This window comes from Desulfatitalea tepidiphila (assembly GCF_001293685.1).
Taxonomy (GTDB): domain Bacteria; phylum Desulfobacterota; class Desulfobacteria; order Desulfobacterales; family Desulfosarcinaceae; genus Desulfatitalea; species Desulfatitalea tepidiphila.
The window spans coordinates 1-12,175 of the sequence record NZ_BCAG01000004.1 but is presented as its reverse complement, the minus strand read 5'-3'; the positions used below and the strand labels follow the sequence as shown (position 1 = coordinate 12,175).

At 58.2% G+C, this 12,175-nt stretch carries 18 protein-coding genes and 1 tRNA gene; 17 read left to right on the top strand and 2 right to left on the bottom strand.

Translation table 11 applies throughout. The features are described from left to right. Positions 1–5 precede the first annotated feature (5 nt). A complete protein-coding gene (locus DFT_RS17225) occupies positions 6–782 on the bottom strand; it encodes a DUF3108 domain-containing protein (protein ID WP_054032516.1) in 777 nt (258 codons plus the stop codon). 190 nt (positions 783–972) lie between these two features. On the opposite strand from DFT_RS17225, the gene DFT_RS17220 reads away from it, so the two are divergent. After that, entirely contained in the window at positions 973–1,677 is a 705-nt protein-coding gene (locus tag DFT_RS17220; protein WP_054032515.1) for a tetratricopeptide repeat protein, read from the top strand. Between the two features lie 181 nt (positions 1,678–1,858). Next, the gene (locus DFT_RS17215; protein WP_235506266.1) at positions 1,859–2,704 is read left to right on the top strand and encodes an alpha/beta fold hydrolase; all 846 of its coding nucleotides are present in this window, start codon (positions 1,859–1,861) and stop codon (positions 2,702–2,704) included. Between the two features lie 173 nt (positions 2,705–2,877). On the opposite strand, the gene DFT_RS17210 is transcribed toward DFT_RS17215, so the two are convergent. Continuing rightward, positions 2,878–3,216, bottom strand: coding sequence for a PilZ domain-containing protein (locus DFT_RS17210; RefSeq protein ID WP_054032514.1), 339 nt, complete (start codon positions 3,214–3,216; stop codon positions 2,878–2,880). Positions 3,217–3,438: 222 nt separating this feature from the next. Here DFT_RS17210 and DFT_RS17205 point away from each other — a divergent pair, with 222 nt between their 5' ends. From DFT_RS17205 to DFT_RS25975, 15 genes are all read left to right on the top strand, one after another. Further along, positions 3,439–3,831: a DnaJ family domain-containing protein gene (locus DFT_RS17205; RefSeq protein WP_054032513.1), complete on the top strand. Its 393-nt coding sequence runs from the start codon at positions 3,439–3,441 to the stop codon at positions 3,829–3,831. A 38-nt stretch (positions 3,832–3,869) separates the two neighbouring features. Then, positions 3,870–4,373 carry a hypothetical protein gene (locus tag DFT_RS17200; protein ID WP_054032512.1) on the top strand — a complete coding sequence of 168 codons (504 nt, stop codon included), beginning with the start codon at positions 3,870–3,872 and terminating at the stop codon, positions 4,371–4,373. Between the two features lie 23 nt (positions 4,374–4,396). Beyond that, a complete protein-coding gene (locus DFT_RS17195) occupies positions 4,397–5,335 on the top strand; it encodes a D-alanine--D-alanine ligase family protein (protein WP_054032511.1) in 939 nt (312 codons plus the stop codon). 6 nt (positions 5,336–5,341) lie between these two features. Next, entirely contained in the window at positions 5,342–6,091 is a 750-nt protein-coding gene (locus DFT_RS17190; protein WP_054032510.1) for an ATP-grasp domain-containing protein, read from the top strand. A gap of 171 nt (positions 6,092–6,262) precedes the next feature. After that, complete coding sequence (purD, locus tag DFT_RS17185; protein WP_054032509.1) at positions 6,263–8,035, top strand: phosphoribosylamine--glycine ligase; 1,773 nt, start codon at positions 6,263–6,265, stop codon at positions 8,033–8,035. Then, the gene (locus DFT_RS17180) at positions 8,019–8,675 is read left to right on the top strand and encodes an L-threonylcarbamoyladenylate synthase (protein ID WP_054032508.1); all 657 of its coding nucleotides are present in this window, start codon (positions 8,019–8,021) and stop codon (positions 8,673–8,675) included. Before purD ends, DFT_RS17180 begins: the two co-directional genes overlap by 17 nt. 134 nt (positions 8,676–8,809) lie before the next feature. Continuing rightward, positions 8,810–8,896, top strand: a tRNA-Leu gene (locus DFT_RS17175). Between the two features lie 201 nt (positions 8,897–9,097). Next, positions 9,098–9,673 (top strand): MerR family transcriptional regulator, encoded by a 576-nt coding sequence (locus DFT_RS17170; protein WP_054032507.1) that lies wholly within the window; start codon positions 9,098–9,100, stop codon positions 9,671–9,673. A 58-nt stretch (positions 9,674–9,731) separates the two neighbouring features. After that, positions 9,732–9,914 carry a helix-turn-helix domain-containing protein gene (locus DFT_RS17165; protein ID WP_076750772.1) on the top strand — a complete coding sequence of 61 codons (183 nt, stop codon included), beginning with the start codon at positions 9,732–9,734 and terminating at the stop codon, positions 9,912–9,914. Then, positions 9,915–10,109 (top strand): hypothetical protein, encoded by a 195-nt coding sequence (locus DFT_RS17160; RefSeq protein ID WP_054032505.1) that lies wholly within the window; start codon positions 9,915–9,917, stop codon positions 10,107–10,109. Beyond that, positions 10,106–10,567 (top strand): hypothetical protein, encoded by a 462-nt coding sequence (locus DFT_RS17155; RefSeq protein ID WP_054032504.1) that lies wholly within the window; start codon positions 10,106–10,108, stop codon positions 10,565–10,567. The genes DFT_RS17160 and DFT_RS17155 overlap by 4 nt, the downstream gene beginning before the upstream one ends. Before the next feature lie 224 nt (positions 10,568–10,791). After that, positions 10,792–11,055, top strand: coding sequence for a hypothetical protein (locus DFT_RS17150; RefSeq protein ID WP_152972062.1), 264 nt, complete (start codon positions 10,792–10,794; stop codon positions 11,053–11,055). Beyond that, the gene (locus tag DFT_RS17145) at positions 11,052–11,273 is read left to right on the top strand and encodes a hypothetical protein (protein WP_054032502.1); all 222 of its coding nucleotides are present in this window, start codon (positions 11,052–11,054) and stop codon (positions 11,271–11,273) included. The genes DFT_RS17150 and DFT_RS17145 overlap by 4 nt, the downstream gene beginning before the upstream one ends. 360 nt (positions 11,274–11,633) lie before the next feature. Further along, complete coding sequence (locus tag DFT_RS26305; RefSeq protein ID WP_161807191.1) at positions 11,634–11,795, top strand: hypothetical protein; 162 nt, start codon at positions 11,634–11,636, stop codon at positions 11,793–11,795. Then, the coding region (locus tag DFT_RS25975; RefSeq protein ID WP_152972061.1) for an HNH endonuclease signature motif containing protein at positions 11,785–12,175 on the top strand (391 nt) is incomplete at its 3' end. The genes DFT_RS26305 and DFT_RS25975, both read left to right, overlap by 11 nt.

The window sequence follows — 12,175 nt, the reverse complement described above, 5'->3', positions numbered from 1 at the left end:
GGCGGTCAACGCACCGATACGAGCTCGCCGACAAAGTGCCCGACCACCACCTTGCTCTTGATTCTCACCGGGATACGCCGTTCGTCGGCCGTGATCCAGAGGTGGATCCTGGCATCCTTGCTCTCTTTGAAGACCCCGCCCACCTGATTCAGCTCGGGCTCGACCCGAAACGTATCGTAGCACGCGCCGTTCTGCAGGATGATCTTTTCCCGCGCCACCACGCGCAAACGGCCGATGACATTCCGGCGGCCATCGGTGATGGGCCGTTCGAGCCGCTGCCCGATGTCCAGGCCGACCGTTCGGCTGAAGTAAAATGCCGACAGGGGATCGAAACTGCCCGCCATCAGTTCGATAGCGGGCCTGGATCGGCCATAATTGGTATAGCGCGCCTCCCGGGCATCCCAATCGAAAACCACTACCTCGTTTCTCTTGTGACGGCCTTCGTTCTGCCGCTTTTCATAGTGCACAGAGCAGGTCATATCCAAATCGGCGTAGGCATCGATCCGATCGCGCACCTTGTAGAACAGATCGATGAAGGCGTTGGATTGGGCCGTCAGCACGAAGTGGTGGGCGGTCTCGCCATTGATGGTCTTGGGTGAATGGACCTCTAGGATGGCCGAACCGGCCGGAATGTTTTCCCATCGCAACTCATATTCCAGCCGCTCCCCGGGAGCGAAAGGCATCCCCGAAGCCTGCAGGGGCAGGGGCAACCCGGCGGCCGACAGCAGGAGGATCGCGACCCAGACAGTCGCCTTCGGGTACGACGTTCGTTGGCCTAGCATCTCGATCCTCCTGCGGGTTGTCGCCCTCGGGTTTCTGCCAGTCTTGATCTTTTTCCGAGGATGATCAATTTGATATATCAAAAAACCATAGCTTGCGGTTCGCTGCAAGGGCTAATATAAGCTTGTGGAATCTCCATGGCCTGTAGGACCCTTATGGATAGATTTTTAAACAAATGAGGATGGACCAATCATGTCGGCTGTTGATACCGCATCGCGTTTTCTATTGAACAAGTCTGCCCGGGTTCTGATCGGGCTGGTGTACGGCCTGCTGTTGATCGCATGCGCCACGCCAACGCCGACCCTGCAGACCGACCGGGAATGCCATCCCGGCATCGATGCCGCCGTCCAAACCGGCGATTGGGAAACGGCCCGGCTGGCACACGAGCGGCTCCTGGCCGAAGACCCCGATAACTGCCTGGCCCTGTATCATTTGGGATACATCTGGGGGCAGATCGGCGATCGCGCCCAAGAGGTCCAATTTTACGAGGCAGCCGTCGATTGCGGCTACACGGACGATGACCGCCTCTATTTCAACATGGGCATGGCCTATGCGGATCTGGGCAACGTGGCGGATGCGTCGCGCGCTCTCGAGCGGGCCGTCCAACTGCGCCCCCATCATGCGGACAACCATTTTGGACTGGGGCTCATGCATCAGCTGGCCGGCCGGTCCGACGAAGCCGAAGCATCCTTCTTGAACGCCCTGAATCTGGACCGAACGCATGAGGATGCCCGGCTGGCGCTGATCCGGCTCTACCTGGATCAGAGCCGGTGGGACGATGCCCGGCAACACCTGCGCCAGATCAATGCGCAGGACCCGGGATTCGAGGAAGCCAAGGCGCTCTGGCAGATCCTCGAATCTCGGGAGGCGGCCGAGTATGGCCATCCCGGCCGATGAGCCAGGATGGCTGTGTAAAATACCGATGTCGGACGGCGCCGTAAAAAGTTCAAGATCAAGGCGTGCGAAATTCCGTGTCCTGAGGCGTACTTGTCGTACGCCGCAAGGACGACGGGATGAGCACAACGCAGATATTGGGCTTTTTACGGTGGCGTCACTATTGTGATGAGGTTAAAAGATCGTGCAACCGAACATCTGTTATCAAACCATCGGCGACATGACGATGGCCTATCTCGAATATCCAGGCGACGGACCGACCGTATTGATACTGCATGCCACCGGTTTTTTGCCCTGGCTGTGGCATCCCATTGCGCGGGACCTGGCCGGCCCTTATCGGGTGATCGTACCGAGCCTGTTCGATCACCGCACCATCGATCCGGAAAACGGCTGGCTGGGGTGGCGGGACCTGGCCGGCGACGTGACATTGCTCTGCGATCGCCTGCAGCTGAACCGTCCCATGATGGTCGGCCACTCCATGGGCGCCGCCGTGCTCACCCTGTCCCATACGGTACATGGCCTGGATACGGCCAAACTGGTGCTCATCGAACCCATCTTTTTACCCGGCGAGTTCTACGGGGCGAAAATTTCCAGGGAACAGCATCCCATGGCCGCCAAAGCCATCCGCCGACGCAACGGGTGGTCGGATCGGGATGAGGCGTGGGCCTATTTTCAGAGTAAGTCCTTCTTCCAGTCATGGGACCGGGAGGTACTCGCCCTCTACCTGGCCCATGGCATCATCGGCGACAATGGCAACGGGCTCCGTCTCGCCTGCTCGCCCGAACGGGAAGCGGCGCTTTTCATGGGCAGCATTCAGCATGACCCATGGCCAGAACTGGCCCGGGTCAAACCCCCGGCGCTGGTCATGGAGGGCGGGCAAAGCGAAAACAAGCCCTTTATTGACTTGAAGCGGGTGGCGGCATCAATGCCCCTGGGAAGGTACCACGAGGTTCAGGACGCCGGCCATTTGATTCCCATGGAAAGACCGGCCGAGGCCCTGGGTGTCATTCGATCGTTTTTGGATGGATAGACGCGGCGTGGATTGGCGTCGGATGCTTGTCTATTGCCCATCCACAAATGGCCATTTGGCCCGATATCGGCGTTGCGCGAAAAATTTAATCCTCGGAATATCAACTATATGCCTGCGGTTAAATTTCTCGTGCGCCTTGATCTCGACCCAATTTGCCTATTTGTGGACGGACACTATCTGTCGATTTCATGAACGATATCGGAGAGTCGGCCGTCCTTCTGGAGCAGGCCATCCAAGGTTTCGTCCAAGGCCACCGCAAATCCGTGCGGCGTCGTGCGTGTGACGCGCCCCTTGACCTCGATGGGTTGATCGAATGAAAAGAGGGGAAATCTCAAGGTGATGTCCTGGTCTTTTTCGATGACGCGCCGGGTGCCGATGAAGAGTCCCTTGGGTCCGATGTTTTTCAGAATATCGCGGAAGCGGCCCTCGTTGACCTCGTATTCCACGATAATGAATGAGGTGCGACGGTCGAATTCACGGGCTTGATGGTCTGGCGGGGATTTTTTTGTCATCGATCCGATTGATCCGTCTGCTCTCGTTATTATTAAAATGAAAAATATTGATCCATCATCGGTCTGTCAAATCCAGCGGCCGAACCGGTGTCCGGCCGGACACCGGTTCGATCACGGCAAATTTCGGACATAGACCTTGAAAAGCTGAAATCCAATGTATTATATTCGCAGATCTAACGGATCGGGCCTTTCCTAAGGCCATTTTTTTCCGCCGAGGAAATCATGATTACCGGATTTGAAAAAATAGTGGAAGAGCGGATTCGAAAGGCTCAGGAAAAGGGGATGTTCGATAACCTGCAGGGGGCCGGCCGGCCGCTCGATCTCGCTCGGGACAGCCATATCCCCGAGGATTTGCGCCTCTCCTATAAGATTTTGAAAAACGCGGATTGCCTGCCACCGGAAATCGAAATCAAAAAGGAAATCCACCTCACCGAAGCACTGCTGGCGCAAATGCCGGATACCGCCGCACGCTACACCACCTTGAAAAAGCTCAATTTCCTGATCATGAAACTCAACATGGCGCGCCAGGGCAATATCCGCTTCGAGATGGACCAAAAGTACATGCCGGACCTTACCGAACGCCTGGCGTCCAAAAATGAGCGAGAACGAAGCTGACGCCGCGCTGGGTCCGCTGGCGGCCGGTTGATAAAAAAATGTCTAACAAAATTGACAACAAACGCGAAGGCTTGTTTAAAAGCATCGCCATGGCCTATACCATCCTGGTGCTCCACGTGGTGCTGCTGGCCGCGCTGGGGTTGCTCGTGCTCTTTTTCGGCGGCCTGGTGCAGTACCTGCTTTGGATCGTGCTGGCCGGTATGGGGTTGGTGGCCTTGTCGGCCTACCTGTTTTACCGTAAATTGCGTTCCGAGGGCCGCTCCCTGAAAGAGGCCATGCAATCCCCCCTGTTTCGAGGCCGTTCCCTGGAAGTGAGTTTTTTAGGCGGCATGGCCTCCCTGAAGCTCGGCGCCCCCGTGGGGCCGGCCGCCATCGAGGCCGGCGGCCAGGACGCGCATCTGGAGCTGGAGGACCCTGAACGGCAGCGCATTCGCGAGATCGAGGCGTTGGCCCAGCTGCTGGAAAAGAACCTGATCACGCCCGAGGAGTTTGCCCTGGCCAAACGGCGGGTGTTTGGACCCAACGAACCGATTGACGTGTAATTCGCCCAAGAGGAGACAGCCACATGAAAAAAACCATCGCATTGCTCAGCGGCGGCATTTCGTCGGAGCGGGAGGTGTCGCTGAAGAGCGGCGAACAGGTCTTTCAGGCACTGGATAAGGCCAAGTACGATGTCGAGCGCTACGATCCCAAAACCGATCTGGCCCGACTCGTCGCCGATGCGGGTCGGATCGACGCCGCCCTGATCATCCTGCACGGTCCCTATGGTGAGGACGGCACGGTCCAGGGCATGCTGGAACTGCTCGACATCCCCTACCAGGGTTCCGGCGTTCTGGGCAGCGCCTTGAGCATGAACAAGCTGGCGGCCAAGGAGATCTACGAACGCAACGGCATACCCGTGGCCCCCTACGCGGTGGTGCGGCGCAGCGATCCCGTGGAGAGCGACCGCCTGGTGACGCGACTCGGGCTGCCCCTGGTGGTCAAACCGGTGGTAGGCGGATCGAGCATCGGCATGAGCATCGTTCGCCATGCCGGGGAGCTGGCGCCGGCCATCGCCAAGGCGCTCGACGAGGATGCCACCGCCCTGATCGAGGCCTATATCGACGGCATCGAGATCACCGCGAGCGTTCTGGGCAACGATGAACCCGAGGCCCTGCCCCTGATCGAAATCATTCCCGACCCGAGCCACCCCTTTTTCAATTACGAGGCCAAGTACACTGCCGGCGCGAGCCAGGAGATCTGTCCGGCCCGCATCAGCGCCGAGCTGACGGCCAAGGCCCAGGATTACGCCTGCCGGGCCCATCTGGCCCTGTTCTGCAAAGGATACAGCCGCACCGACATGATGCTGCGCGGCGATGACTTTTTTGTCTTGGAAACCAATACGATCCCTGGTATGACCCGCACCAGCCTGTTCCCCCAGGCGGCCCAGACGGCGGGCATTTCCTTCGGCCAGTTGCTCGACCGGTTGATCGAACTGGGCATTCAAGCCCATCGCAATCGATAACCGAAGATGATCATTCACCGATTCAGCCAGTTGACCCAGGCGTTCCATGACCTCGGCCCCGGCGACCTGTTTATCGGCCAGGTGCCGCCGACCTATCTGAAACCGGCGATGCTCATCGATCTCATGGCCCGCGGGGTGCGTTTGCTGCCGTCGGCCGGCGCCCAGATGGTCAGCGCCTCGAAAACGGCCCAGGCCCTGATTCTGAAACCGTGGATGGCACCCGAGACCCGCGTGATCGATCGTCGCAAGACCCTGCTCGATGCCGTCACCGATTATGAACGCAAAGGGATTGGTGCGGCCGTCACCAAGGCTGAACGCCAGCACTGCGGGCACGGGGTGCGCAAGTGGGACCAGCTGGAAACCCTTTACAACTGCCTGAGTCTCGACGGTCACCACTATCCGTTCGTGTTGCAGCCGTTTCTGCAGGTCGAAACCGACCTCCGCATCATCGCGGTGGGGGATTACTGGGAAGCCTATGCGCGCTGCAATCCCATCGGCTTCCGCAAGAACCTGGCCGCCGGGGGCGAGAGCCGGCCCTATACGCTCGACCTCTCGCAGAAAGCGCTTTGCCGGCAGATCATGGATCGGGCCGAAATGCCCTTTGCCCATATCGACCTGGTGATCACCAGCGACGGCGCCACCTACCTGTCCGAAGTGAGCCTGAGCGGCGGCTTGCGGGGTGCCGCCATCTCCGGGGCCGAACTCACCGAATTGAAACAGGCCCGGCTGATGGCCCTGGCGGAATCCGGATCATGAAGGGGCGGGTGTAAATCCCGTTTCTGCGCAGTTGGTTGACAATTCAAGCAGGTCATCCAAACAGGCAGTGTAGGGGGTGGGCTGTACGGCCGCCCGGATGGCATCTCGAACATCTGAATTGAACGACAAAGAGCATTAATCCATATCCGAACAGCATAAGGGGAGGTAACGATGAACGTACTGGTGGTCGGCGGCGGCGGTCGCGAACACGCCATGGTTTGGAAAATCAGTCAGAGCCCGTTGGTCAAAAAGATCTACTGCGCGCCGGGCAACGCGGGCATCGCCGAACTGGCCGAGTGTGTGCCCATCGGCGCAGAGGACGTGGACCAGTTGCTGGCTTTCGCGCGTCAGAACACGATCGATCTGACCGTCGTGGGCCCTGAAGGCCCATTGTCCATGGGCATCGTGGATCGGTTCGAAGAGGCGGGCCTGCGCATCTTCGGCGCCAGCCAGAAGGCGGCGGCCATCGAGGCGAGCAAATCCTTTGCCAAGTACATCATGAACAAGTACGGCGTACCCACGGCCCAGGGTGCTACCTTCAGCAGCTATAAACAGGCCGAGGCCTATGTCAAAAAGGTGGGTGCGCCCATCGTCGTGAAGGCCGACGGCCTGGCCGCCGGCAAGGGCGTCATCGTCTGCGACACCGTGGCCAAGGCCATCTCCGGACTCAAGCAGATCATGGTGGACAAGGCCTTTGGCGACGCCGGCCGCCAGGTGGTGGTGGAAGAGTGCCTGGTGGGCGAAGAGGCCTCCTTCCTGGCCTTCACCGACGGCAAGACCGTCCTGCCCCTGCCCACCTCCCAGGATCACAAGCCGGTCTTCGACGACGACAAGGGGCCCAACACCGGCGGCATGGGCGCCTATTCGCCGGCCCCCGTGGTCGATCAGTTCCTGCACGACAAGGTGATCAAAGAGATCATGCTGCCCACGGTGCGCGGCATGGCGGCCGAGGGCCGGCCTTACAAGGGCGTGCTCTACGCCGGCTTGATGATCGACCGCGACCGCATCAAGGTGCTCGAATTCAACGGCCGCTTCGGCGATCCCGAGGCCCAGCCGTTGCTCATGCGCCTCAAGAGCGACCTGGTGCCCATCATGGAGGCCATCATCGACGGCCGCCTGGATCAGTGCCGCCTCGACATCGACCCGCGCGCCACGGTGTGCGTGGTCATGGCCGCCGGCGGCTATCCGGGCAGCTATAAAAAAGGCCACTCCATCAGCGGCCTGGACCAGGTCAAGCGCATGAAAGACGTCACCGTGTTCCATGCCGGCACCGCCGCCAGGGACGGCGCTATCGTGGCCAACGGCGGACGGGTCCTGGGCGTCACCGCCCTGGGCGACAATGTCGAAAAGGCCATCCAGAAAGCTTACCAGGCCGTGGCCAAGATCAGTTGGAAAGATGTCCACTATCGCAAGGATATCGGCCTCAAGGCCCTGAAGCGGTTCCAGGTCAAGCCACAGGTGGGCATCGTCATGGGCAGCGACTCGGACCTCTCCGTCATGGAAGGGGCCGTGGCCATGTTGAAAAAGTTCGGCGTGCCCTTTGAAATGACCGTGGCCTCGGCCCACCGCACGCCCGAGCGGGCCGCCCGCTTCGCCGCCACGGCGGCCGAGCGCGGCATCAAGGTGATCATCGCCGGCGCGGGCCATGCGGCCCATCTGGCCGGGGCTATGGCGGCCCAGACCTCGCTCCCGGTCATCGGCGTGCCCATCGACTCATCGAGCCTGCAAGGCCTCGACGCCCTGCTCTCCACCGTGCAGATGCCCCCCGGCATCCCGGTGGCCACCGTGGCCGTGGGCAAGCCTGGCGCCCGCAACGCCGGCATCCTGGCCGTCCAGATTCTGGCCCTGGCCGATCCCCAACTGGCCGCCCTGCTGGGCCGGTTTAAGCAGGAGATGGCCGACGAGGTCGAGCGCAAGGCCAAACGCCTTGAAGCCTACCGGTAACATCATTGCCGTGGATGCCCGGCAGCCGGCCCGCGACACCATCGAGCGGGCCGCCGGGCTCATCCGACAGGGCGGCGTCGTGATCATCCCCACCACCGGCTTGTACGGCCTGGCCGCCGATGCCGGCAAGCCGGAAGCCCTGGCGCGCATCTTCCGCATCAAGGGCCGTGATCCCGGCAAACCCATTCTGGTGCTCATCGACCGCATGGAGATGCTCGATCAAGTGGCCGGCGAAATCGCTTCCCCGGTCCTCCAGCTGATATCCCGCTTCTGGCCGGGCGGCGTCACCTTCGTGGTGCCGGCCCACCCCGGCTTGTCCCCGATCCTCACCAGCGGCAGCGGCACCATCGGCGTGCGCCGGGTACGCCACCCCGTGGCCGCGGCCCTGGTGGGCGCCGCAGGTTGCCCGCTGACCGGCACCAGCGCCAATCGCTCCGGCGCGCCGGGATGTGCTGCCGTGGAAGAGATCGACCCGTCCGTATTGGAGGCTGCGGACCTGGTGCTGAATGCCGGACCACTGGCCGGCGGCCCCGGCTCGACCGTCGTGGATGTGACCGCCACGGTGCCGGTCATTCTAAGGGAAGGGGCGGTGGCCGGTGAGCATGTCCTGGCGGCCTTCACGCAGATCGTTGGCGGTTGACCGGCGCCTTGTCTCAACCCTTTCAGATCCGATCTGTTCAAGCGACTTTTTCAAACGGAATTGGAGGCTTGACGCCAAAGCGCCGTCAAGAGCATTGACAACCCGGCCACTTTTCAATATATAGCCGCTTTCATGCCGGAGTGGTGAAATAGGTAAACGCAGCGGACTCAAAATCCGCCGGGCGCAAGCCCTTGTCGGTTCGATTCCGACCTCCGGCACCATAAAAATCAAGGGGTTAGCCAATACGGTTAACCCCTCTTTTTTTACAAAATTGTCAATATTAGCCGTTTTTAGCCGTTTTTTTCTGGTCGTATGGCAGAAATCTGCCAGATTTTTTGATCCAGATGGCCAGGTCCTTAGGTACCGCAGAGGGTCTAAAAAATTTGTTGACACACTTTGTTGTCAGTGATAGGTGACAACTTATGAAGCCAAAAACACCAGGACAATTCACGAAGCAAGAGATCGCCGAGCACATAGGGCGGCCGGTTCGGACCGTTAAGCATTGGACAGACATAAAGCTGGTCGAACCGGAAGTGGCCCCTGCCCGAGGTAAGGGCCATATCCGACTTTATTCGCACAAAAACCTAATACAGTTTGCGATGATCGATTTTATGAGTGCCGACATGGGTTTGCCACTTTTAGTTATTCTTGGGATAATAGGTCGGCTAAGTGAAAAACATAAGGACACCCTTCTTAATCCGCAGTTTGGGCACTTCTATGATTATCTGCATTGTTATGAGATCAAAAGTGTTGAGAATATTGAAAATGGGGCGGAATGGTCCTTCATCGAATTTTATGCGGCGGGCCGTATAAAGAGTGGAGAATGGGACGAAAGTGAAGATTTTGAGGTCGGGACTGGTAATGTTGAAGGGTTTCATTCAAAACTCAATGATTGGATCTTGGATAACAATGTATCTGGTTTCACGATCTTGAGGCTTGGCGACATCCGCAACAAGGCCATGGCCAAGCACAATATAACTTTTAGCAGCGGCCGGTAAATTTTTTTAAGCATTAGAAGTCAGTAAGCAGTGACAAATGACAAAAAAGGGGCGCATCATGAACATCAAATTGAAACTTAAGATCATCGAGCATTTCGGAACGCAAGCCGACTTTGCGCAGAAGATCGGCACCGATGACGCAGCCGTCTCCAGGGTGGTCAGAGGCCGGCGGACCCTGCCGGAAGACAAGCAAGTACTATGGGCCGAAATGCTCCAGTGCGACCGCGAGGAAATATTCTAAATGGCGCGGGTGGTCGTGGACATAAAAGGTCTTGCGGCAAGACCTGAATTTCCTTGGTCCGAGCACGAGATCTACAAGTTGATAAAGCGGCGTGACTATCCATTGCCTCATAAAAAATTGGGCAAGAAATACCTGTTCGACCTGGAACGGGTTTGGCGATGGTTTGACGGTTTGCCGGGGCGGGACAGCACATGAAGAACGACACCCCCGAGGGCGGCATCTACATCGAACGGAAAGTATTTTATTCGGCCGCTTATCAAGCCCTCTCCAAAAATGGCCGCATGGTGCTTTTGGCCCTCTTGGACGCCAGGCAGATCAACCCCGCCTTCAAAAAATCACTGAAACAAGGTTTCCGGGCAGACCGTTACGTCGATCTGGATCGTATCAAAATGCCGTACACGAAATTGGAGGGGGTCTTCGGTTTGGCGCGGACAAGTATCCCCCGCGCCATTGATGAACTGCTGGCCAAAGGATTCATCGAGATTAAACACGCTGGCGGCACTGGCGAGCATGACATGACCATCTATGCACTGGTGGAAGACTATCTCGGATGGACCGAGCACAAAATATTCCGTCAACGTCAACGAGACATCCGAAGGGGATACCAAGGCACCCGAAATGCTGGCACCGATAATTTTCGCGCTCAAAAGTGAACCCTTATACACGCTCAAAAGTGAACCCTTTTGGGTACCGAAAGTGAACCCTTTAAAATCAAAAAGCCAGCAATGGCGGGCTTTTCGAAAACCCGGAAGGGTGCAGTTTTGAGCGTATTAACATGTATACCATGGGGGGCACCCGCATCGACCTCATGAAAACCATGAAAAAAGAGGGCCGAAACCGACCGGACCCCAAAACGACCCGGAAAGGAGCATCCAAAATGACGAATCTGGATCTTTTAGAGGCAATGACCGCCGGCATCATCAAGACGGCCGACACCGACCCGGCCACCATGGCCGGCAAGCTGATTACCTACCTATCTGCTCATGGCTGGCATGTCCTTCATGGCGAGTCGATCCCGGAAATAGACCTTCACCTTGATGCCCGGAACCGCCTGGAGCGCATCGAGGCCACGACCAGGAACATCGAGGATGGACTCCACAAAATTCTGAGAAACCAACAAATTGAAAGGATCGCATCATGAAAACCGAACAACCGTCTTGGACCACTGGAATCGAAATTAATTTCCTGAAGGGCCTGGGCAGCCATGGCAAGCCCGATCGACCGACCCGCCTGCCGAGGGCCGAACTGCTGGCGCGGTATATCGCAGCCGCGGAGACTCGGGAGCGATGGGACGGGATCGACCGTGACCAGGTGATCGGTTTCGCTCAGGAGTGCCTGCGTCATGAAATCGCAAATTGAGGAGGTGGACATCATGGATAGATGCCGTTCATTCGAAACATGCGATGCACCGCTATGCCCCCTGGACCCGGATCTACATGAGCGCATTTGGTATTCAGATGAACCTGTCTGCAAATCTCGGGTTTATGGTCAGCACCGATGGATTCGTAAGCAACGATCCATACAACGACGGCGGACGGCCTGCTGGTTGGACCGACCTGTCACCTATCAACAACTGTATGATGCCAGTAGGCCGCGTCAAATGACGGATGAGCAACGCCGGAATATAGCCGAACGGTTAAAGCAATCCCGATACTGCAAGGTTTCAGCACCTAACGCAACCGAGGGCATAGCTGCCTAAGGGTAAAGAAAGGAGTTATCATGGGATCACGAAAAGAATGGCGTGAGGAAGAGATCAAGGACATTGTGAAGAAAACCGTTGAGAAGCTGTTCAAGGATCAAATCAAAAAGAGGTTGGACGAAATTGAACGTCGCCTCGATAGTCTCGAAGATGCTTATGACATGGTGATCGATGGCAAATAAACCACGCAAATACTGTGCAGCCTTCCCCTGCCCCAACCTGGCCGAACCCGGTTCATCGCACTGCCGGGAGCACCGACCCCCGGCAGCGGAGAAGGTCACCGACCCATTCTATAACAGCACTGCATGGAAGCGGTTTAGGACCTGGTACAAGTCGAAGCATCCGCTCTGTGAAGACTGTCTCGCTGCCGGGCACCTGGCGCCCGTGGATATTGTCGATCATGTGGTGGAGATCAAGGACGGCGGCGCCCGGCTGGATGAAAGCAATGCCAGGTCCCTGTGTCGCTCCTGTCATGCCAGGAAGACGGCGGCCGAGCGGAAACGCAGAGAAAATCGTCAGCAAGGCAATCCTTGGCACCGGGCGGGCAACACGACGCGGAGTT